Annotated in this window: 18 protein-coding genes; 5 read left to right on the top strand and 13 right to left on the bottom strand. The window is 64.7% G+C overall.

Features of this window, described 5'->3' with window-relative positions; all coding sequences use genetic code 11:
• The first annotated feature begins 264 nt into the window (after positions 1-264).
• The 4 genes from ACLE20_RS12895 to ACLE20_RS12880 all read left to right on the top strand — a co-directional run bounded on the left by ACLE20_RS12895 (position 265) and on the right by ACLE20_RS12880 (position 4,373).
• Positions 265-444, top strand: a complete 180-nt coding sequence (locus tag ACLE20_RS12895) for a hypothetical protein (protein ID WP_410940698.1) — start codon at positions 265-267, stop codon at positions 442-444.
• A gap of 41 nt (positions 445-485) precedes the next feature.
• Complete coding sequence (locus ACLE20_RS12890; protein WP_410940697.1) at positions 486-1,085, top strand: SCO family protein; 600 nt, start codon at positions 486-488, stop codon at positions 1,083-1,085.
• A gap of 84 nt (positions 1,086-1,169) precedes the next feature.
• Positions 1,170-2,063, top strand: coding sequence for a 50S ribosomal protein L11 methyltransferase (locus ACLE20_RS12885; protein WP_410940696.1), 894 nt, complete (start codon positions 1,170-1,172; stop codon positions 2,061-2,063).
• A 480-nt stretch (positions 2,064-2,543) separates the two neighbouring features.
• Complete coding sequence (locus ACLE20_RS12880) at positions 2,544-4,373, top strand: aminopeptidase P family protein (protein WP_410940695.1); 1,830 nt, start codon at positions 2,544-2,546, stop codon at positions 4,371-4,373.
• 28 nt (positions 4,374-4,401) lie between these two features.
• On the opposite strand, the gene ACLE20_RS12875 is transcribed toward ACLE20_RS12880, so the two are convergent.
• From ACLE20_RS12875 to ACLE20_RS12815, 13 genes are all read right to left on the bottom strand, one after another.
• Positions 4,402-4,710, bottom strand: coding sequence for an AzlD family protein (locus tag ACLE20_RS12875; protein WP_410940694.1), 309 nt, complete (start codon positions 4,708-4,710; stop codon positions 4,402-4,404).
• On the bottom strand, positions 4,707-5,405 hold the full coding sequence (locus tag ACLE20_RS12870) for an AzlC family ABC transporter permease (protein ID WP_410940693.1): 699 nt from the start codon (positions 5,403-5,405) through the stop codon (positions 4,707-4,709). Before ACLE20_RS12870 ends, ACLE20_RS12875 begins: the two co-directional genes overlap by 4 nt.
• 382 nt (positions 5,406-5,787) lie before the next feature.
• A complete protein-coding gene (gene panB / locus ACLE20_RS12865) occupies positions 5,788-6,609 on the bottom strand; it encodes a 3-methyl-2-oxobutanoate hydroxymethyltransferase (RefSeq protein ID WP_410940692.1) in 822 nt (273 codons plus the stop codon).
• Between the two features lie 2 nt (positions 6,610-6,611).
• A complete protein-coding gene (panC, locus tag ACLE20_RS12860; protein ID WP_410940691.1) occupies positions 6,612-7,484 on the bottom strand; it encodes a pantoate--beta-alanine ligase in 873 nt (290 codons plus the stop codon).
• A 181-nt stretch (positions 7,485-7,665) separates the two neighbouring features.
• Positions 7,666-9,816 carry an NAD-dependent DNA ligase LigA gene (ligA, locus tag ACLE20_RS12855; RefSeq protein WP_410940690.1) on the bottom strand — a complete coding sequence of 717 codons (2,151 nt, stop codon included), beginning with the start codon at positions 9,814-9,816 and terminating at the stop codon, positions 7,666-7,668.
• A 280-nt stretch (positions 9,817-10,096) separates the two neighbouring features.
• Positions 10,097-11,008, bottom strand: a complete 912-nt coding sequence (locus ACLE20_RS12850) for an SGNH/GDSL hydrolase family protein (RefSeq protein WP_410940689.1) — start codon at positions 11,006-11,008, stop codon at positions 10,097-10,099.
• A 261-nt stretch (positions 11,009-11,269) separates the two neighbouring features.
• On the bottom strand, positions 11,270-12,943 hold the full coding sequence (gene recN, locus ACLE20_RS12845) for a DNA repair protein RecN (RefSeq protein WP_410940688.1): 1,674 nt from the start codon (positions 12,941-12,943) through the stop codon (positions 11,270-11,272).
• A gap of 19 nt (positions 12,944-12,962) precedes the next feature.
• Positions 12,963-13,769, bottom strand: coding sequence for an outer membrane protein assembly factor BamD (locus tag ACLE20_RS12840; RefSeq protein WP_410940833.1), 807 nt, complete (start codon positions 13,767-13,769; stop codon positions 12,963-12,965).
• A gap of 239 nt (positions 13,770-14,008) precedes the next feature.
• Complete coding sequence (gene lpxC / locus ACLE20_RS12835) at positions 14,009-14,959, bottom strand: UDP-3-O-acyl-N-acetylglucosamine deacetylase (RefSeq protein ID WP_410940687.1); 951 nt, start codon at positions 14,957-14,959, stop codon at positions 14,009-14,011.
• A 318-nt stretch (positions 14,960-15,277) separates the two neighbouring features.
• The gene (gene ftsZ / locus ACLE20_RS12830) at positions 15,278-17,077 is read right to left on the bottom strand and encodes a cell division protein FtsZ (protein ID WP_410940686.1); all 1,800 of its coding nucleotides are present in this window, start codon (positions 17,075-17,077) and stop codon (positions 15,278-15,280) included.
• Between the two features lie 87 nt (positions 17,078-17,164).
• Positions 17,165-18,496: a cell division protein FtsA gene (gene ftsA, locus ACLE20_RS12825; RefSeq protein ID WP_410940685.1), complete on the bottom strand. Its 1,332-nt coding sequence runs from the start codon at positions 18,494-18,496 to the stop codon at positions 17,165-17,167.
• Complete coding sequence (locus tag ACLE20_RS12820) at positions 18,493-19,425, bottom strand: cell division protein FtsQ/DivIB (RefSeq protein ID WP_410940684.1); 933 nt, start codon at positions 19,423-19,425, stop codon at positions 18,493-18,495. Before ACLE20_RS12820 ends, ftsA begins: the two co-directional genes overlap by 4 nt.
• Entirely contained in the window at positions 19,413-20,330 is a 918-nt protein-coding gene (locus ACLE20_RS12815) for a D-alanine--D-alanine ligase (protein ID WP_410940683.1), read from the bottom strand. The genes ACLE20_RS12820 and ACLE20_RS12815 overlap by 13 nt, the downstream gene beginning before the upstream one ends.
• Positions 20,331-20,776: 446 nt before the next feature.
• Here ACLE20_RS12815 and ACLE20_RS12810 point away from each other — a divergent pair, with 446 nt between their 5' ends.
• Positions 20,777-22,081: an MFS transporter gene (locus tag ACLE20_RS12810; protein WP_410940682.1), complete on the top strand. Its 1,305-nt coding sequence runs from the start codon at positions 20,777-20,779 to the stop codon at positions 22,079-22,081.
• The last annotated feature ends 22 nt before the right edge of the window (positions 22,082-22,103 follow it).

Genomic DNA, 22,103 nt, shown 5'->3' with positions numbered 1-22,103 from the left:
AGGATGATGTCGTCATCGATGCAGGATCCATGGAAACAAGCGGTGAGAACAGGATGGTGAGCGCTCGGCTTCATGCCGACTCGGATGATGCTTGACCCCCGGGTCCAAGTGCCGTGGCGGTCCTGATCTTTGGGCCCGCACCACGCCACCTCCCCAAGGTTGGAGGTCATCCACTTCCATAAGAGAAGATTCTATTTCAAACTGCTTAATCCTTTCATAAGAGCGACCCTTCATGAAACAAACCCGATCGTCTATGCTTACGCCATGACACTCGATCGCACCGTCCCTGCGAAAGCACCGTCGAACGGACTGCGCCTGCCCGCCATGCTGGCCGGCGCCGGACTCGTCATGCTCTGCCTGCTTGCCGGCCTCATCGGCTGGCTGTCGCTCGGCGGCGAAATGCTGCTGGCGCTCGATGCCGCCGGCCTGTCCCTCTGCTTCTGAACCCTTTCCGTCCCGGCATCACGGCCTGTGAGACCCGCCTCATGAAAACACTCCGCCTCGTGCTCTGGATCGCCGTCGTCATCGTCGCGGCTGCCCTCGGCTGGACCACCTATCAGATCACCACACAGACCGAGACCGCGGAGGGTGGGCCATTCGGCGTGCCCTTTGCGCTCACCGGGCGCGGCGGGGCGCCGGTGACGGAGGCCGCCTTTCGCGGCAAGCCCACCGCCCTCTTCTTCGGGTTTACCCATTGCCCGGAAGTTTGCCCCACGACGCTGTTCGAGCTCGACGGCTGGCTGAAGCAGGTCGATCCCGACAAGACGAAGCTGCAGGCCTATTTCGTCACCGTCGATCCCGAGCGCGACACGCCGGAGGTGCTGGACCGCTATGTCGCCAACGTCTCGGACCGCATCGCAGGCATTTCCGGCCCGGCGGACAAGGTGATGGAGATGGTCAAGGGCTACCGCGTCTATGCGCGCAAGGTGCCGCTCGACGAAGCCAAGCCGGACGGCGACTATACGATGGACCACACCGCCTCGGTCTTCCTGCTCGACGCCGAGGGTCGCTTCCGCGGCACGATCGCCTATGGCGAGGATCCGGCCACTGCGGTCAAGAAGCTCGAGAACCTGGCCAAGGGCTGACGCTGTCTTTGTGGGCCGAACATGCTAAAGCCGCAGCCCGACCCGCGATGCCGCCCAATATCTTGACCCGCAAGGAATGCTGTCTTGGCCGATCTGCGCCTCTTCATCACCACCACAGAGACCGGCTCGGAGCAGGCGCTGGCCCTGATGAGCGATGCCTTTGAGGATGAGGGCTATGCGATCGCCACGATGGAGATCGACGAGAAGCGCGATATCTGGGAAGCCTCGCTCTATCTCGACTTCGCCGAAGAGGAGGAGATGGCCGGGCGGTTGCGCGCCGTGCTCGCGCCGCTCTTTGCCGATGCGGCGATCGAGCGGGAGGAGATCCCCGATATCGACTGGATCGCCAAATCGCTCGAGGGACTGACGCCGGTCCGGGCCGGGCGTTTCCTGGTCCATGGCTCGCACGACCGCGACAAGGTGAGCCCGGGCGATATCGCCATCGAGATCGATGCCGGCCAGGCCTTCGGCACCGGCCATCACGGCACGACGGCGGGCTGCCTGGAGATGATCGAGGACGTGGTACGATCACGGCCCGTGACGCGCGTGCTCGATCTCGGCACGGGCAGCGGCGTGCTGGCGCTGGCGGTGCGCAAGGTCAAGGCAGTCCCGGTGCTCGCCACCGATATCGATCCGGTCGCCACCCGCGTGGCCCGCGACAATATTCGCCGCAACGGCGTTCTCAACGGCGTCGCCGGCATCACCGCCGTAACGGCGGCGGGGTTCCAGTCCCCCGCCTTCGCCGCGCACGGGCCCTTCGACCTCATCATCGCCAATATTCTGGCACGCCCGCTGATGCGCATGGCACCGCAGCTTTCCACCCACCTTGCCCCCGGCGGTTCGGTCATTCTCTCCGGCATCTTGGCCGCCCAGCGCTGGAAGGTGCTTTCCGCCTATAACGCGCTCGGCCTGCGCCATGTCCGCACGCTCTGGCGCAATGGCTGGGTGACGATCCTTCTCGACAGCCGACGAGCCTGAGGGAGCTCGAGCCGCGCAGCTCCGAGAACGACGGCCTGGGAGCGAGAGCCGGAAACGAAAAAGGCCACCCGACGCTTGCGCGAGGGGCGGCCTTTTCGAACAAGGGCGATGCCGAAGCATCGCCGATCGACCGGCGAACCGATCGACCCGTCCGCGAGCCTGGGAGGAGGAGTGCTCAAGCGGACATCTCCATGATCTGCAGGCGGGCCACCCGGGAGGGAGGAGGAGAGGAAGGCCAGCCGAACGCCTATCACGGAAGACAGTTGCCTTCCGGCAGCTGCGGGAACAGCCGTTCGAAGCCGTTCGTTGAGAAAACTTTTAGCGCTTTGGTGCCGGGTCGGCCAGAGTGAAGCGCACATGGGTGCCATGCGCGGATCGCATAAGTCATACGAATCGGGAAAAGCTGGCCGGATACCCTGCCCTTCCCTCCCGACACGGCTTATGGTCGGATAGCACGACCATCCCGCAGGAAGCCGCCTCATGTTCCAGTCTTTCGACGTCACCTCCACCCCCGAATTCGGTCCCGCCCGTGTCGCGGCCCTGCGCGCCGGTTTCGACAGTCTCGGCATCGATGCCTTCCTCGTGCCGCGGGCGGATGAGTTCCAGGGCGAATATGTGCCGGCCTCGGCCGAGCGGCTCTCCTGGCTGACCGGCTTTACCGGCTCGGCCGGCATAGCCCTGATCCTGCGCGACCGCGCGCTGGTCTTCGTCGACGGGCGCTATGTCACCCAGCTTGCCGAACAGGTCGATGCGGACGTTTTCACCAGCGGCGATCTCGTCGGCGAGCCACCGCATCTGTGGATCGAGCGTCACGCAGCGAAGGGACTACGGCTCGGCATCGACCCCTGGCTGCATACGGGGGCGGAGGTCCGCAAGCTCGAAAAGGCGCTGGCCGCGATTGGCGGCACGCTCATCGTACTCAAGGACAATCCGCTCGACCCGCTGTGGACCGACCGGCCGGAGCCGCCGCTCGGCCGGGTCAGGATCCAGCACAGCGACCATGCCGGCCGGCTCGCGACCGACAAGATCGCCATGATCGCCGAGACCGCCGTCAAGGCGGGCGCCGCGGCCGTGCTGCTCACCGAACCCTCGTCGATTGCCTGGACCTTCAACCTGCGCGGCGCCGATGTGCCGCACACGCCGCATCCGCTCGCCCGCGGCATCATTCATGCCGATGGATCGGCGGAGATCTTCCTCGACAAGAGGAAGACCGGCATCGAGGAAGAAGCCTATCTCACGCAAATGGCGCAAATCTTGCCGCCCTCCCGCTTCGAGGACCGGGTGGCGGCGCTGGCCGCCTCCGGCGTCAGCCTGATGCTCGACCCGGACCACGCGCCCTTCGCGCTTGCCGAACGGATCCGCAGCGAGGGCGGAACGGTGGTGGAGGCCGACGACCCCGCCCGTCTTCCCCGCGCCGTCAAGAATGAGGCCGAGCTCGCCGGCTCGACCCGCGCCCATCTGCAGGATGGCGCCGCTATGGTCGAGTTCCTGGCTTGGCTGGACGCGCAGAAGCCCGGCAGCGTCACGGAGATCGCCGCGACGACAGAGCTCGAATCCTTCCGCCGCACGGTGGGCGAGCGCATGCAGAACCCGCTGCGCGATATTTCCTTCGACACGATTGCCGGCGCCGGCGGCCATGGCGCCGTCATCCATTACCGGGTGACCGACAAGACGGACCAGCCGCTCGCGGCAGGCAGCCTGTTCCTGATCGATTCAGGCGGTCAGTATGTCAACGGCACGACCGACATCACCCGCACGGTGGCGATCGGCCCAGTGGGCGAGGAGGAGAAGCGCTTCTTCACCCTCGTGCTCAAGGGCATGATCGCTATCTCCACCGCGCGCTTCCCGAAGGGCACGCGCGGGGTCGATCTCGATCCGCTGGCCCGCATCGCGCTCTGGAAGGCGGGCGCGGACTATGCCCATGGCACCGGCCACGGCGTCGGGTCTTATCTTTCCGTGCATGAGGGGCCGCAGCGCATCTCCCGGGCCGGCATGCAGGAACTGCTGCCCGGCATGATTCTCTCCAACGAGCCCGGCTATTACCGGCCCGGCCAATTCGGCATCCGCATCGAGAACCTCATCCATGTCCTGCCGCCGGCCCCGATCGAGGGCGGCGATGCGCCCATGCTCGGCTTTGCGACCCTGACCTTCTGCCCGATCGACCGCCGCCTGATCGTGACCGCCCTGCTGACAGAGGAGGAGCGCCGCTGGATCGACGCCTATCACGCCGAAACGCGCGAGAAGCTGACGCCGCTGATCGAGGACGCGTCCGCCAGGGCCTGGCTGGAGGCCGCGACGCAGCCGCTCTAAAAGGCGGCTGCACAGCACGAGCGAGGCTCTAGAACAGCCCGGACATCCGCAGCGCCATGACGGTGAGCCAGCCGCAGAGAAGCATGACCAGCGAGGGGGCGCGCAGGCCGATGACGAGCGCCACCAGCATGGCGATCGAAACATCGGCGCCGCCGAAGACGAAGGCGGGCGCCACCAGCGTCGAGAGCACCGCCGCGGGCACGGCGTTCAGCGCCGCTTCCAGCCGCGGCGGCAGCGTTTTCAGCCGCGTGATCAGCACATAGCCGCCGATGCGGGTGAGGTAGGTGGCGAGCGCCGCGCCGAGAATGATGAGCGGCAGGCGGAGATCGTCGCTCATGGCTTCGCCTCCGGCTCGGATTTGAGCGGCAGGAAGGCGCCGAGCAACACGCCGGCCAATGCGCCGATGCTAACATGCCAAGGCGAGCCGACCGTCTTCATGGCGATCACCGACGAGATCGAACTGACGGCGACCACCGGCAGCCAGTGGTCACGGCTGCGGAAACCCAGCACCAGCGCCATGAAATAGATGGGCAGCAACACATCGAGCCCGATCGCCTTCGGATCGCCGATCATCTGGCCGAAGGCGGCACCAAGCGCGGTCAGCGCCACCCAGGGCAGGTAGAGGCTGAGCGCCAGGCCCATATACCAGGCAAAACCCACCCGCTCGCCGCGCTCCCCCTTCTTCTCAGATTCCGCATATTGCGGATCGGTCAGCAGGAACAGGCCGACGGCTTTCTGCGCGAAGGTGAAGTGGCGGATATGCGGGGCGACCGAGGCCGAATAGAGGATGTGGCGGAAATTGACGGCAAAGACCGAGAGGATCACCACCCAGGGCGGGATCTCGTGGCCGAACAGCTGCAGACCGACCATCTGGCTGGCGCCTGCGAAGATCGTGGCGCTCATCAGCACCGCGTCGAAGGTCGAGAAGCCATTGTCGACGGCGAGTGCGCCAAACAGCACCGCAAAGGGCGCGACCGAAAGCACGATCGGCGCGCCCCGCCGCACACCATGCCAGAACCCGGGAGAAGTCATGCGTCCTTCCTGCTGCCGCCGGACATGCGACCCGCAGCCCTTACCGTCTCCCGCAGCGCATCACAAATGAAATGGGCTGATAGGCGGATCAATGCCGGGAATGGGGGAAGCTGCTTTGAACCATCACCCTCGCCGCCAAAAAAACCCCCTCTGGCCTGCCGGCCATCTCCCCCACAAGGGGGGAGAGACCATGAGGCGCGCTCCCCACCGAGAACCACCGATTACTGACACCGGCCACCGGAACGCTCAGCCTCAACCGCAAGAAATCGCACCGTCGGAGAATAAGGCGAGCGGCTGCCCCACGGTCTCTCCCCCCTTGTGGGGGAGATGGCCGGCAGGCCAGAGGGGGTCTTTGGGGCGGCTTGGCGCGACGTTCGAGCCTTTAGCGCTTGGCCTTGAACGTGTGTTCCGGCCCCGGAAAACTGCGGGCGCGCACTTCCTCGGCATAGGCGCTGGCGGCGGCGGAGACCTGGGGGGCGAGTTCGGCGAAATGCTTGACGAAGCGCGGCTTGAAGTCGTTGAAGAGGCCGAGCATGTCATCGGAAACGAGGATCTGCCCGTCACAGGCCGGCGACGCGCCGATGCCGATCGTGGGGGCGGAAACGGCGGCGGTGATTTCGCGCGCGACCGTCTCCACCGTGCCCTCGACGACGATGGCGAAGGCGCCGGCCGCATCGATCGCCTCGGCATCGCGGCGGATCTTGTCGGCCTCGGCCTCGCTATGGCCGAGCGAGCGATAGCCGCCGGTGGTGTTGACCAACTGCGGCATCAGCCCGACATGGCCGAGCACCGGGATGCCCCGGCTCGTGAGAAAGGCCACCGTTTCGGCCATCTCAGCCCCGCCTTCGAGCTTGATCGCCGAGCAGCCGGTTTCCTTGAGCACGCGGGCGGCGCTGCGGAAGGCCTGTTCCTTGCTTTCCTGATAGGAGCCAAAGGGCAGATCGACGACGATGCAGGCCTGCCCTGCCCCACGACCGACCGCCTGGCCATGGGCGATCATCATTTCGAGCGTGACGCCGACGGTGGAATCGAGCCCATAAAGCACCATGCCGAGCGAATCGCCGACGAGCAGCAGATCGACATGCGGGTCGAGCAGACGGGCGATGGGCGTCGTATAGGCGGTGAGGCTGACGATCGGCCGCCCGCCCTTCATGCCACGGATTGCCGCCGGGCTCAGGCGCCGGCGCTTCGTCTCGACGCTCATGCTCAGGCTACTTTCTTCAGATCGAGGCGGGCGCCATAGACGCGATTGTCGAGGAGCCGCGTCCGGCCGAAGCGGACGAAGAGCAGCAGCAGCACCGGCCGCCCGTCGAGACCCTCCAGCGGCTGCAGCGTCTCGGGATCGCGCAGCGCCACCACCTCCGGCACCGCCAGAGGCTCGCGCGCGAGAAAGGCGGTCACCGCCGCCTCCAGCTCGGCCGGGTCGGTCAGACCGGCATGGAGCAGGCGCTCGGCCTCGTCCAGCGCGCGCGGCACGATGGCGGCGGCGCGACGCTCTTCGGGCGTCAGATAGACATTGCGCGAGGAGCAGGCGAGCCCGTCGGCCTCGCGCACCGTCTCGACGCCGATGACGGTGACCGGCTGGGCGAGGTCCTCCACCATGCGGCGGATGATCTGCAGCTGCTGGTAATCCTTCTCGCCGAAATAGGCGCGATCCGGCTGGACGATGTTGAAGAGCTTGGTGACGACAGTGGCGACGCCGGCGAAATGGCCGGGGCGCACGGCGCCTTCGAGCTCGGCACCCAGGATGGGCAGATCGACCACCGCTTCCATCGGCCGCGGATACATGTCGGACACCTCGGGCGCAAAGAGATAGTCGACGCCGCCGGCTTCGAGCATGGCCTGGTCGCGCGGCAGATCGCGCGGATAGCGGGCGAGATCCTCGTTGGCGCCGAACTGCAGCGGATTGACGAACAGGCTGACGACGACCACGTCGTTCTCGGCGCGCGCCCGGCGCACCAGCTCCATATGGCCCTCGTGCAGGAAGCCCATGGTCGGCACCAGCCCGACCGAGCGGCCCTGCCTGCGATGGTCGAGAATGAGCGCCCTTAGCGTCGCGATCCCGCTTACCGTCTTCATCCGGCCCTCCCGCCGATCAACCCGGCTTCGCCGCTGCCGCCAGGAGCGGGACCCTCGGCCCCGCACGGCGGATGCTGCGGCAGAAACAGATGCGGGGACGGCCCTTTTCGGCATGCCTTCCCCGCCTGCGCTCCTCTAGCCTGTGCGCTGCAGAAAGACAAATCGAGAATGGCTGCGCCGGTCAGTCGCCGAGGAAGGTGAGCCACTCGTCTTCATCCATGACGGTGACGCCGAGTTCGCGCGCCTTGTCGAGTTTTGACCCGGCGCCTGGTCCCGCCACCACATAATCGGTCTTCTTGGACACCGAGCCCGCCACCTTGGCGCCGAGGCTTTCCGCCCGCGCCTTCGCCTCGTCGCGGGTGAACTTCTCGAGCGATCCGGTGAAGACCACTGTCTTGCCGGCGATCGGGCTGCCGGTCGAAACCGGCGTCTGCTCGTCGAGCGGCGTCACCGCCTCCAGCAGCCGGGCCACCACCTCGACATTGCGCGGCTCCTTGTAGAATTCGACGATGGCACGGGCGACCACCTCACCGATCCCCTCGATCCGGTTCAGATCGTCCCAGGCATCCCCCTCGCCGCGCCCAGCCGCCTGCATGGCTGCGCTGAACTCCGTATAGGTGCCATAGGAGCGGGCCAGCAGCTTGGCCGTGGTCTCGCCGACATGGCGGATGCCGAGCGCATAGATGAAGCGCGAGAGCGCCACCTGCCGGCGCCCATTGATGGCATCGAAGAGCTTGCGGACGCTGACTTTGCCGAAGCCTTCGACATTTTCGAGCTTGGCCAGCGAGCCCTGCTGGCGCTGTTCGAGCGTGAAGATGTCCGGCGCGGTGCGAATGGAGAAGGCCGGGTCCTCGGCCTCGAAGAAGTAATCGATCTGCTTGGAGCCCAGCCCCTCGATGTCGAAAGCATTGCGGGAGACGAAATGCTTGAGGTGCTCGACCGCCTGGGCGCGGCAGACGAAGCCGCCGGTGCACCGGCGCACGCTGTCCACCTTGCCGGTCTTCTCATTGACCTCCCGCACCGCATGGCTGCCGCAAACCGGACAGGTCGTCGGGAAGAGATAAGGCTTGCTCTCGGGCGTTCGCTTCTCCGTCACGATGTCGACGATCTGCGGAATGACGTCGCCGGCCCGCTGGACAATCACCGTATCGCCAATGCGGATGTCGCGACCCTCGCGGATCGGCTGGCCGGCATTGCCGAGGCCCTTGATGTAGTCCTCATTGTGCAGCGTGGCATTGGTGACGACGACGCCGCCGACCGTGATTGGCACCAGGCGCGCGACGGGGGTGAGAGCCCCTGTCCGGCCGACCTGGATGTCGATGGCGGTCAGCGTCGTGAAGGCCTGCTCGGCCGGGAATTTGTGGGCCGTCGCCCAGCGCGGCGAGCGCGAGCGGAAGCCAAGGCGGCGCTGCAGCGCCAGATCGTCGACCTTGTAGACGACGCCGTCGATGTCATAGTCGAGATTCGGACGCTCCAGCCCAATCTGGCGATAGTGGTCAAGGATGGTGTCGACGGAGGAGAGGCGCTCGGTCAGCGGGTTGATCGGAAAGCCCCAGCGGCCAAGCACCTGGATCATTTCATATTGTGTTTCGGCCGGCATCTCGGACAACTCGCCCCAGGCATAGGCGAAGAAGCGCAGCTTGCGCGTCGCCGTTACATTCGGATCGAGCTGGCGCAGCGAGCCGGCTGCGGTGTTGCGCGGGTTCACATAGGTCTGGCGGCCTTCCGCCTCCATCTGGGCATTGAGCGCCAGAAAGTCGCTCTTCGCCATATAGACCTCGCCGCGCACCTCGACGATGTCGGGCGCTCCCTTCGGCAGGGTCTGCGGGATTTCGGCGATGGTGCGGATATTGGCGGTGACATTCTCGCCCGTCGTCCCGTCGCCACGCGTCGCCGCCGTGACCAGCCGGCGATTCTCGTAGCGCAGCGACATGGACAGTCCGTCGATCTTCGGTTCGGCGGTAAAGGCGATCGAAGCATCGGGCAGACGACCCAGGAAGCGGTAGACGCTGGCGATGAAGTCGGCCACGTCCTCGTCGGTGAAGACATTGTCCAGCGAGAGCATCGGCCGGGCATGGGTAACGGTCTGGAACAGGCCGGAGGGCGCCGACCCCACCGTGCCGGACGGGCTGTCGGGACGCCGCAGCTCCGGGAAGCGCGCCTCGATCGCCTCGTTGCGCCGCTTCAGCACGTCGTATTCCGCGTCCGAAATCTCGGGGGCGTCCTTGCCGTGATAGAGCGCATCATGCCGGGCGAGCTCGGCCGCCAGAAAAGCCAGCTCCTCCACGGCATCGGCCTCGGTCAGCGCGTCCACGGGCTTGCGATCGGTCATGGCACTCAACTCCCAGGCTCGCCGGAGCATGTCCGGCGAACAGGAGTTCCGCCCATGCCCACCCTCTCGTCTCATTAGCGGACGCCGAGGCAAGAGCGCCGAAGCCGCATGCGGAGGGTTCTAGCCTTGTAGCGAAAATCAGGCCGATGAGAAGACGAAATGGTGTCGTTCAAGCGGAATCAGAAGCGTCACATAGCTCGGCAAGCATCTGAGAAACAACGATATGCAGGTAGCTCTGGCTGCTGCGATGGGGGTCCCACCATGCGAGAGGGGCGATGGTCTAGCTCTGGAGGTTGAGGGCTCTCAGAACGCTGTCAAACTGTCTGACGACCTTTCGAAACCCCAGATATTTCGGGTGCAACTCGTTCGCCCAGTCTTCCGGTTCAATGAGTTGATGCGACCTGATGACGTGGAAATTGTTCGAGCGTTCATGCTGTAAGTCGTTCAGCATGTCCTGGAACAGCTTTAGCATCTCCCGGACGATTTCCGCCGCCTGTTCAGGTGCTGTCCAACCGCGCTCGGTCAAGGATGGCTGAAGCCATGGCCCGGCACAGCGGGGATGAACGCCGTTCGGAATCGCAAAGCCGTAAGTATGCGCAAAGATCGGCACACCTTCGGCAAACCGGTCCCTGAGATCGAACAGCGTGCGATAGGATTGCTCGACCGTCTTCAGAGTTTTGCGGAATTCTGACCCATTGATGGGTTTAGTCCCATCCTCGTTCTGATTGAGAAAGGTGCGAAACTGATCGCCAGCAACGTCGTTGCCGCCGGCCGAGAAGAGAATTGCGTCCGGTTTGCCGCCGAGCCAATTGCCACTATCGGCCAAAGCGGCAATCAAGCGCCGCTGCTTCTGCGCGGACATCGCGTCCGTCGAGGCATCGCCATAATGGGCGAGATTGAGGATGCGCGCCGGAGGAGAGCCGTAATGCTTCAATTGCGCGATGATGTCCGTGTCCTGCAGGACTGGACCGTTGTTGAGGAGCGGATAGTCGAACCAAGAGTCGCCCAAGGCCAGGAGACATAAAGGGTGTGCAACCTTCAACCCCAGCTTCGCGTCAAGACGATTGTCAGTCGAATTAAAATCCCTCGAACTAGCGTTTTGCAGTTCCAGTATACCGAGCTTGTGTCGCGCCACCCTGAGCGAGATTTCTCGATCAATCGTTTCATCGGGAACAGTTGGAATATTTGGCAAGGCGATCTCCATATTTGAGGAGGTAATTTTCGCGACATGCTCCCAGCAGATACGAAATAAGACCGGCTGGACAATTCCAACGTTGCTTTATAAAAATGTAAGAGTCAACGAATATTAGGCCTTTACGCCACTCTTTTCTTGAATCTCTTGTATTTCAGCGGAGTCTCAATGAATTCTGGGAACTCGGATCATCCGAATGCTCCACGGATCGATCGTTGATCGTCTTGTCTGACCAGAGGCAGCACGCCTGGTCGGGAATGCCTAACCGTTCCCCGCGAGCAACCGCGCGGCCGCCGCGCGGGCTTCCTCGGTGATCGAAGCGCCGGCCAGCATGCGGGCGATCTCCTCGGTGCGGGCCTTGTCGTCCATGCGGGCGACGCGGGTGGCGATCGTTTCCGCCTGCTTCTCCGAGGGACCCTTGGAGATGAGAAGATGGGTCGCGGCCCGTGCGGCGACCTGCGGCGCATGGGTGACGGAGAGGACCTGGACCGTGGCGGAAAGCCGCTTCAGCCGCTGGCCGATCGCATCGGCGACTGCGCCGCCGACGCCGGTGTCGATCTCGTCGAAGACGAGCGTCGGCGCCGAGCCGCGATCGGCGAGCGCCACCTTCAGAGCCAACAGGAAGCGCGAGAGCTCGCCGCCCGAGGCCACCTTCATGATCGGCCCCGGCCGCGTGCCCGGATTGGTCTGCACATGGAATTCGACCACATCGATCCCATCGGTCGTCGGCTGGGCCGGATCGGTCTCGACGGTTGCGGTGAAGCGGGCGCGTTCCAGCTTCAAAGCCGGCAATTCGGCCATGACGGCGGCCGAGAGTGCAGCGGCGGTGTTGTGGCGCTTGGAGGACAAGGCGGCGGCCGCGGCATCGAAATCGGCCTTGGCGATGGTGACGCGCCCATCGAGCTGCTTCAACAGTTCCTCGCCGGCATCGACATCGGCGAGTGCGGTGATCATGCGAACCGCAAGCGCCGGCAGCTCGGTGACGGGAACGGAATATTTGCGGGCTGCGGCGCGCAGCGCGAAGAGACGTTCTTCGACGCGCTCAAGCTCCTTGGGGTCATATTCCGTCTTGCGCAGCGCCGCTTCCACCGCCATCTGCGCGTCGGAGAGCTGGTTCAGAGCCGCATCGAGCAGCGCCACCGTCTCCTCGAGGAGGCCCGGCGCCTCGTGGCTCTTGCGCTCCAGCCGCCGCATCAGCGAGGCGATCAGCGGTACGGGCGAGGTGTTGCCGTTCAGGAATTCGGAGGCCTCGTTGATGTCGGAGGCGATGCGCTCGGCCTTCATCATCGTGGCGCGGCGCTCGGCCAGGCTGTCCTCCTCGCCATCCTCCGGCGAGAGCGCTTCCAGCTCCTCGACCGAGGCGCGCAGATAGTCCGCCTCACGCGCAGCCGCTTCGACCTTTTCGCGGTGACGCTTCAGCCCGCGCTCGGCATCGCGCCAGGTCTTGTAGAGCGTGGCGACCGTTTCCGCCTCGGCGGTCAGGCCGCCGAAGGCGTCGAGCAGCAGGCGGTGGGCATTGACATCGACCAGCGCCCGATCGTCGTGCTGGCCGTGGATCTCGACCAGCAGCTGGCCGGCCTGGCGCATCAGCTGCACGGAGACCGCCTGGTCGTTGACATAGGCCTTGGTACGGCCATCGGCCGACTGGACCCGGCGGAAGATCAGATCGCCCTCGTCGTCGATGCCATTGTCGCGCACTAGCTGGCGGGCCGGGTGATCGGGTCCGACGTCGAAGACCGCCGTCACCTGACCCTTATCGCCGCCATGGCGCACGAGCGAGCCATCGCCGCGCCCGCCGAGGGCCAGCGAGAGACTGTCGAGCAGGATCGACTTGCCTGCGCCGGTTTCCCCGGTCAGAACCGAGAGGCCGGCGTCGAAGGAAAGATCAAGCCGTTCGATCAGGACGATATCGCGGATCGAGAGCTGGGCGAGCATGGGTCTTCAGCTTTTGAGATCAGACGCCGAGGATCTTCTTGCCGGCGCGGGAAATCCAGGAATTCCCATTCTCCCGCGGCTCCAGTCCGTTGGACTGCAGGAGCTTGTAGGAATCGGCGTACCACTGGCTGTCGGGATAGTTGTGGCCAAGAACGGCGGCCGCCGTCTGCGCCTCGCTCGTCAGCCCCATGGCGAAATAGGTCTCTGTCAGGCGCGCGAGCGCTTCCTCGACCTGGTTCGTGTTGGAATACTGCTCCACCACCGTGCGGAAGCGGGTGAGCGCTGCCAGATATTCGCGGCGCTCGAGATAATAACGGCCGACCTGCATTTCCTTGCCGGCCAGATTGTCTTTGGCGAAGCGGATCTTCGCCTGGGCATCCTCGACATATTCGGAGTCGGGGTATTTATCGACCACCGTCTGCATGGCTGCGATGGTGTTCATCGCCGCCTTCTGGTCCTGCGTCACTGTCGGGATCTGCTTGGAGTAAGCAAGCCCGACAATGTACTGCGCATAGGCCGCATCAGGCGATTCCGGATAGAGGTTCAGGTAGCGCTGGGCCGCGTTGATCGCATCCTGGTTCTGCCCCTGCCGATAATTGACGAAGGCTTTCATCACCAGCGCCTTGCGGGCATATTCGGAGAAGGGGTGCTGCTTGTCGATCGCGTCGAACTTGCGCGCGGCTTCGGTCGTCTTGCCGGCGTTGAGGTTGGCAAGACCCTGATTGTATAGCACGTCCGGCGGATCGGTTTCGGCGGTCAGCTTGGTGATGTCGATGTCGGGATCGTTCTGGCAGGCGGTCAAGCCCATGCCGGCGCCGCAGACCATCAAGGCCAGGAGCGCAACCCGTCCCTTGGCCTTCCACTTGAAGCCGTCTGCAACCACCATGTCCACTTCCCACTCGAAGAACGGCCGCCCCGCCGTCCGGGCGCCTCGCCCAAGATCTGCGTTTTAGTTCAACATCCCTGGATATCGCAACGTCTTGATGATCGATTGACGCAATTTTGTGGCAGATCGACCATGAAAAAGCCGGCCCGAAGACCGGCTTTGACGCGTAAAGGCTTCGATCAGGCCAGGCGCGGCGCCAGTTCGGCGGCGGCGGCGATCGGGACCCGCTGGCGCGGTGCAGTGGCTTCGACGATCTCATAGGCCGTCGGATCGGCGAACAGCGCCTTCAGCGCATTCGCATTCATCTTATGGCCGCCGCGGAAGGAACGGTAGCAGCCGATGAAGGGCGCGCCGGCGAGCGACAGGTCGCCGACAGCATCGAGCGTCTTGTGGCGGACGAACTCGTCCTTGGCGTAACGCAGGCCCTCGACATTGATGACGGTATGATCGTCGGAGATGACGACCGAATTTTCGAGCGAGGAACCGAGGCCGCGGCCGGCGGCCCACATGCGCTCGACATCGCGCATGAAGCCGAAGGTGCGGGCGCGGGAGAGCTCGGCCTTGAAGACCGACGCTGTCATGTCGCCCTGCCAGGACTGGCGGCCGATCAGCGGCGTGTCGAAATCGATCTCGACCTCGAAGCGCATGCCGCCGTCATAGGGCACGAATTCCGACCAGGAGGCACCATGCTCGATGCGCACCGTCTTGAGAATGCGGATCATGCGCCGCTTGACGGCGAGCGCCTTGATGCCGGCTTCCTCGATTGCGGCGATGAAGGGGGCCGAACTACCGTCCATGATCGGCATTTCGCCGCCATGGACTTCGATCAGCAGATTGTCGAGGCCGACCGCATAGATCGCCGCCATCACATGCTCGATCGTGGCGATCGAGGTGGCGGGGTTGGTGCCGAGAATGGTGCAGAGATCGGTATTGCCGACTTCGGAGGAGATTGCCTTGTAGGTGGAGAGGACACGACCGGCTTCGACGCGCTGGAACACGATGCCGCTGTCGGCGTCGGCCGGATGGAAGGTGATCGACACCGCCGAGCCGGAATGTACGCCGGTTCCGCTCAGGCTGATCGACCGTGCGACCGTCGTCTGGAAACCGAGAAGCCCGATACCGAGTGCCATATGATTCGCCTTATTCACGCTGGCGGGAGTGCCGCCGAAATTCCGTTGAGCAGAGGCTTGCGACTGTCTTGGAGCGTCCGTGTCCCTCGGTGGCGTGACCGCCGCCGTTTCGTTTCCGCTTCCAATGTCGGAGATCGCAAGCGATTGCCTCTGAGCTGGTAGGGTGAAGATAAGGCGGCGAAACCTCCAGCTCAAATCACTGTTTCTTTCGCTTTGTAACGCTTGCCCCCGCTCCGTAACCCATGGATTAGGCAATGGAAATGGGAAAATGCCCGGGCTTTCGCCCAGGCATTCCGGCAAGGTGGAAGACGGGTCCGATCAGTTCGATTGACGGCGCAGGAAGGCCGGGATCTCGAGCTGGTCGTCCTCATGCGCACGCGGCTGCTGAACGGTGCGGCCGCGGTCGTCGAGCGCACCGCGACGCGGCGCGTAGACGCTCGCTTCGGGGGAAAGCGGACGGCGCTGCTGCGAGGCAGCGGCCGGCGCACCCGAAGTCATGTCCGACGCGACGGAGTGGTCTTCCTCCTCGCGGCGGCCGAGCGAATTGGTGATCCGCTTGAGCAGGCCCATCGGGCCACGCTCTTCGTGATGGGCGGGCGGTGCCCCACGATGCTCGACCTCGGCCTTCACCATCGGCGGAAAATCTTCCACCTTCGGCATGCGGGCAGAGACGTCGACCGCCGGGCGGATGGCAGGCGCGACCGGCTCCTGGCGCATCTGCGCCATCGGCTGGGCCTGCATCGGCTGCTGGTAGACCGGGGCTTCGGCAACAGGCTGCATCGGCGCCGGCTGGGCCGGGGCATGGTGCATCGGAGCCTGCTGCATCGGCGCATGCTGGACCGGAGCCGGTTGGACCGGCGCGGCGGCACGCGGGGCCTCGACCGGCGCCGCACCGGTGAAGAGGCGGCTTTGCGGACGGAAGGCTTCCTCCTGCGCCTTTTCGGCGGCGCGGGCGGAGATCAGCAGTTCGCGCTCGATCTCGGCCTGGCGGATCGCTTCGGCAATCGCGTCCGCCTGCTGGGCGGCCGGCTGCGGCTGGGGTGCCGGGGCGGCCTGGGCAGCCGGTGCGGCAGCCGGGATCGCGGCGGACGGGCGAACGGTCGGCTTAGCTACCGGGCGAAAACTGGCATTGCGATCGGCCACCTCCGCGGCCGTACGATCGATACCGGTTGCCACGACGGAGACGCGAATCAGGCCTTCGAGGTCTTCGTCGAAGGTGGCGCCGAGGATGATGTTGGCGTCCGGATCCACTTCCTCGCGGATACGGGTCGCCGCTTCGTCCACTTCGAACAGCGTCAGGTCGCGACCGCCGGTGATGGAGATCAGCAAGCCTTGAGCGCCCTTCATCGAGGTTTCGTCGAGCAGCGGGTTGGCGATCGCCGCTTCGGCGGCAGCCATGGCGCGGCCTTCGCCGGATGCTTCGCCGGTTCCCATCATGGCGCGGCCCATTTCGCGCATCACCGACCGGACGTCGGCGAAGTCGAGGTTGATGAGGCCTTCCTTGACCATGAGGTCGGTGATGCAGGCAACGCCCGAATAGAGGACCTGGTCGGCCATGGCGAAGGCGTCCGCGAAGGTCGTCTTGTCATTGGCGATGCGGAAGAGATTCTGGTTGGGAATGACGATCAGGGTGTCGACCGACTTCTGCAGTTCGGCAATGCCCTGATCGGCAAGCCGCATGCGGCGCTGGCCTTCGAAGTGGAAAGGCTTGGTCACGACGCCGACGGTAAGGATACCCTTGTTGCGGGCGGCCTGCGCCACGACCGGAGCCGCACCCGTGCCCGTGCCGCCGCCCATGCCGGCAGTGACGAAGCACATATGCGTGCCGTTCAGGTGATCGATGATCTCGTCGATGCATTCTTCGGCAGCCGCGCGACCCACTTCCGGCTGCGATCCGGCACCGAGACCTTCGGTGACGGCAACGCCCATCTGGATGATGCGCTCGGACTTCGCCATGGTCAGCGCCTGCGCGTCCGTATTGGCAACGACGAAGTCGACGCCCTGGAGGCCTGCGGTGATCATGTTGTTGACGGCGTTGCCGCCGCCACCACCGACACCGAAGACGGTGATGCGGGGTTTGAGCTCGGTAATATCCGGCTTCTGCAGAGAGATGGTCATGTTACCCGTTCCTTCCTGGTTTCTGGCCGCCTTGCCGAGCCGGCCAAATCACAAATATCCGGTATGCCTGTCCTAGCTTGAGCGAAGCTAGAAGCTTTCCTTGAGCCACTGCCCGACACGGGCGATGCGGCTGTTTCCGCCATTGAGCGAGGTGAGCATGCCGCCCTGGGCGGCATGGGTTTCGAGCGCCGCCACCTGCGGATAGATCATCAGCCCGACCGCCGTGGAGAAAGCCGGGCCCTTGGCTGCGGCCGGGAGGCCGGCGACGCCGAGAGGTCGGCCGATCCGCACATTGCGGGCGAGAATGCGCCGTGCGGCTTCCGGCAGACCGGTCAGCTGGCTGGCGCCGCCCGTCAGCACGACGCGCTTGCCGACGATCGGCGAGAAGCCTGATTTCTGGATGCGGTCGCGGATGAGCTCGAGCGTCTCCTCGATCCGGGCGCGCACGATTCGCGAGACCAGCGCGCGGGGCACGTGAGTCGGCTGGTCGCGCTCGTCCTCGCCGATCGGCGGAACGGTGACCATTTCGCGCTCGTCGGCATCGTTAGGCATGGCCGAGCCATGGACCACCTTGAGACGTTCGGCATCCTCGATGCGGGTCGAGAGCCCGCGGGCGAGATCGGTCGTCACATGGTGGCCGCCGAGCCCGACGGCGTCGGCATGGATCAGCTTGCCTTCGGCGAAGACCGAGATGGTGGTGGTGCCGCCGCCCATGTCGATCGCCGCACAGCCGAGCTCGACCTCGTCGTCGACGAGTGCTGCCAGGCCGCTGGCATAGGGGGTCGCCACGATGCCTTCGACCGAGAGGTGGGCGCGGTTGATGCAGAGCTCGATGTTCTTCAGCGCCGCGCGCTCGGCGGTCAGCACATGCATGTCGACACCAAGGACATCACCATACATGGACAGCGGATCGCGGATGCCGCGCTCGCCGTCGAGCGAGAAGCCGGTCGGCAGCGAATGGAGAATCAGCCGGTCCTGGCGCTGAGAGCGCTGGTTGGCAGCGGCAAGGACGCGGCGAAGATCATTGCCATCCACTTCCTGGCCGCCGAGATCGATGGTGGCGGTGTAGATGTCGCTCTGCAGGCGCCCGGCGGAGATGTTGACGATCAGGCTGTCGATGGTGAGGCCCGCCATGCGCTCCGCGGCGTCGACCGCCAGGCGCACCACGCTTTCGGCTGCGTCGAGATCGGCGATGACGCCGTTCTTCATGCCGCGCGACTTGTGGTGGCCGAGCCCGATGATCTCGATCGCATGGGTGCGGCCGGGCAGGATCTGGCTTTCCGCACGCGGCGTCAGCCGGCCGATCATGCAGACCACCTTGGTGGAGCCGATGTCGAGCACCGAGACGACGTGCGAGCGCTTGGCCGAAAGCGGCTTGAGGCGGGGCATGCCGAAATGGGATGAACCGAAAAGGCTCATAGACTGTCCTCTTGCTGCTCGATCTTCTTGAGCTGCTTTGTACGGGCTTCGAGTGCGACCTGACGGCGCTCCGCGGCGCCGGCGGTCAGTTGAATGCTGGTGCGATCTTCAAGACGGAGATCGACGGCGGCGATATCCCGCTCGAGAAGCTGCTGCCCCTCCTCCATGGTGGAGAGGACCTGCATGGCGCGGTCGAGATCATGTTCCGGCAGCTTCACCACGACGCCATTGTCGAGGACGAGATCCCAGCGGCGGCCGGCCACCCGGACATAGGCCTTCACGCGCTTCTGGATCTCCGGCCAGTCGGAGAAGCGGGCGTAGAAGTCGGCGGCGGCCGTTTCGGCATCCCGGCCAACGAAGAGCGGCAGCGCCGCATATTTGTTGTCGCGCAGCGGCGCGATGACGCTGCCGCTCTTCTCGATCAGCGACAGATCCGAGCCATGCTGCCAGATGCCGAAGGCCTTGCGTTCCTTGAGCGTGATTTCCACCGTGTTCGGATAAACCTTGCGGATGCGCACTTCCTGCACCCAAGGCATTTCGGCGATCAGCTTGCGCGCGACATCAATGTCGAGCGAGACAAGCGAGGTCGCGCCGTCGAGGCCGAGCTGCTGGAGGATATCGATCTCAGAGGTCTGGTCGTTGCCTGAGATCTTCACATCCTCGATCGCGAAGCCGGCGGCCGAGGTGGCAGCCTTGGCGACCTCCGGCCCATGCCCGCCGAGCGACATGCCGTAGAGCCCGGTCGCCGTATAGAGGGCGATGACCGAAAGCGTGCCGGTATGCGGCGCGAAATGGATGCGGCCCGTCCCCAGATTGACCAGGAAGCGGGTGAGTCGGCGGAACGGGCGCGGCAGGACGATCGGTCCGTCGCGCTCGGCGAACTCCACGGGTGTCGGCACTCTGGCCTTTCGACCTCTCAACGCAAACACGACGCGTCCTCCACCATCCAGCTCAGAAATTCACCGAAACGATAGCCGGCATGGACAGCCATCTCGGGCAGCAGAGAGGTGGGGGTCATGCCCGGCTGCGTGTTGATCTCGAGCCAGATCAATTCCCCGGATCGCTCGTCGAAGCGGAAGTCGGAACGGCTGACGCCGCGGCATCCCAACGCCTGATGCGCCGTGACGGCCAGTCTTTGAATAGTTTGGTAAATATCTGGTGAAATTTGCGCCGGCAGCACATGCTCAGAGCCGCCCTTCACATATTTTGCATCATAGTCGTAGAAAGCATGGCCGAGCGGAATGATCTCGGTCACGCCCAGCGCCACGTCGCCCATGACGCCGCAGGTCAGCTCGCGGCCGGGAATGTAGCGCTCGACCATGACCCGGTCGCCATAGCGCCATTCGCTGGAGGAGAGGATCTGCGGCGGGTGGGACTGGTCTTCCTTGACGATGACGATGCCGAAGCTCGAGCCCTCGCGGACCGGCTTGACGACGTAGGGCGCCGGGATCGGATGCTCGGACCCGATCGCATGGCGATCGAGGATCAGCGTCTCGGCGACCGGGATGCCGGCGGCCTTGGCGACATGCTTGGCCAGCGCCTTGTCCATCGCCAGAGCCGAGGCAAGCACGCCGGAATGGGTATAGGGAATTTCCAGATAGTCGAGAATGCCCTGAATCGAGCCATCCTCGCCATAGGGACCATGGAGCGCATTGAAGGCGACATCCGGACGCAGCGCGGCAAGCACCGTCGCGACCGAGCGGTCGACATCGACGCGGGTAACACGGTAGCCCTCCGCCTCGAGCGCCTCGGCGCAGGCAGCCCCCGAGGACAGGCTCACCGGCCGCTCGGACGAGAAGCCGCCCATCAGCACCGCCACGTGTTTGCCGCTCATGTTACCCTCGACGCTCTGCCTTGAAACACAGTGCCGACCGCCTCTCCCGCCTGCATCTCGCGAGTCGCGCCGTCCGCTGGAGAGCACTTAAGAGCCATTAAGGTTAATGAACCGTTTACTTTCGTTAACCCGTCTCGGGTTTGGCCGCTTTCGCTCGGCCGGACGCCACGCGCCGCGATGCCTGCGGTTTTTCAGCAACAGCTTCGCCGAGCCCTGTCCGAGCGAACTGTCCGGTCGATGCATGGAGCCGGACGAACTGTTTTTAGGCAGATTTCCTGCAGAGCTCCGGCGAGCTATGCAGTTCCATCATACGTCTTTTCAACAGGATGTTCTAAGCCATTATAATCTTGCGTTTTTGTGCTTTATTCCGAAAGGAACTTGCCGTAATAGCCGCTCTGACAGTCGGCTTGAAAGCAAGCCGCCCCCTCAACTCAACGGACAGAACCATGAGCAAAGCGATACCTTCCGGATCGCCGGCGGCAGACGTTTTGGACGCACGCGCGACGAACTCCCCGGCCCGCGTGCTTCTGGCGAGCCTCGTCGGCACCACGATCGAATTCTTCGACTTCTATGTTTACGCGACGGCGGCTGTCCTGGTCTTCCCGACGCTGTTCTTCCCGAACAGCGATCCGACCACCGCCCTCCTCGCCTCGTTTGCAACCTTCTCCATCGCCTTCTTCGCCCGCCCGCTCGGCGCCGTGGTCTTCGGCCATTACGGCGATCGCATCGGCCGCAAGACGACGCTGGTCGCCGCCCTTTTGACGATGGGCATCTCGACCGTCATCATCGGCCTGCTGCCGACCTATGAGCAGATCGGCGTCGTCGCGCCGCTCCTCCTGGCGCTCTGCCGATTCGGCCAGGGCTTCGGCCTCGGCGGCGAATGGGGCGGGGCCGTGCTGCTGGCGACCGAGAATGCGCCCGAGGGCAAGAAGAGCTGGTACGGCATGTTCCCGCAGCTCGGCGCACCCGTAGGCCTCTTCCTCTCGTCGGGCATCTTCTGGCTGCTGCTGCATGTCATCTCGCAGGATGCGCTCTTGAGCTGGGGCTGGCGCATTCCCTTCATCGCCTCGATCCTGCTGATCGCGGTCGGTCTCTGGGTGCGTCTGTCGATCACCGAGACGCCGGCCTTCCAGAAGGCGATCGACAAGCATGAGCGGGTCGCGGTGCCGGTTGCCGAACTCTTCCGTCATCACAAGCGCTCGCTGGTACTGGGCACCTTCGTGGCACTCGCCACCTTCGTGCTCTTCTATATCGGCTCGGCCTATCTTCTCTCCTACAACGTCAAGGTCCTGAAGCTGCCCTTCCTCGACGCGCTGGAGATCCAGATCCTCGGCTCGGTGCTGTTCGGTCTCTTCATCCCCGTCGCCGGCAAGCTCGCCGAGCGCTTCGGCCGGCGGGAGATCCTGATCGGCGTCACCGTGCTGATCGGCCTCTTTTCCTTCTTCCTCGGCCCGCTGCTGACCAGCGGCGAGATGAACGTGATCGTCTTCGTCGTCATCGCCATGGCGCTGATGGGCGTGACCTATGGCCTGATCGGCACGGCGCTCGCCGCACCCTTCCCGACCAATGTCCGCTATACGGGCTCGTCGATCACCTTCAACTTCGCCGGCATCTTCGGCGCCTCGCTGGCGCCCTATATCGCCACCTATCTGCAGGCGACCTACGGCATGACCTATGTCGGCTACTACCTCGCCGTCGCCGCCGTCATCACGCTCGTCTGCATCCTGCTCTCAGGCCGCGACGAAGTGTAAGTTGAACCTGACTCTGAAGATC

The sequence above is a fragment of the Rhizobium sp. YIM 134829 genome (assembly GCF_046546455.1).
The sequence above is the reverse complement of the archived record's forward strand: the minus strand, read 5'-3'. Positions and strand labels throughout refer to the sequence as shown.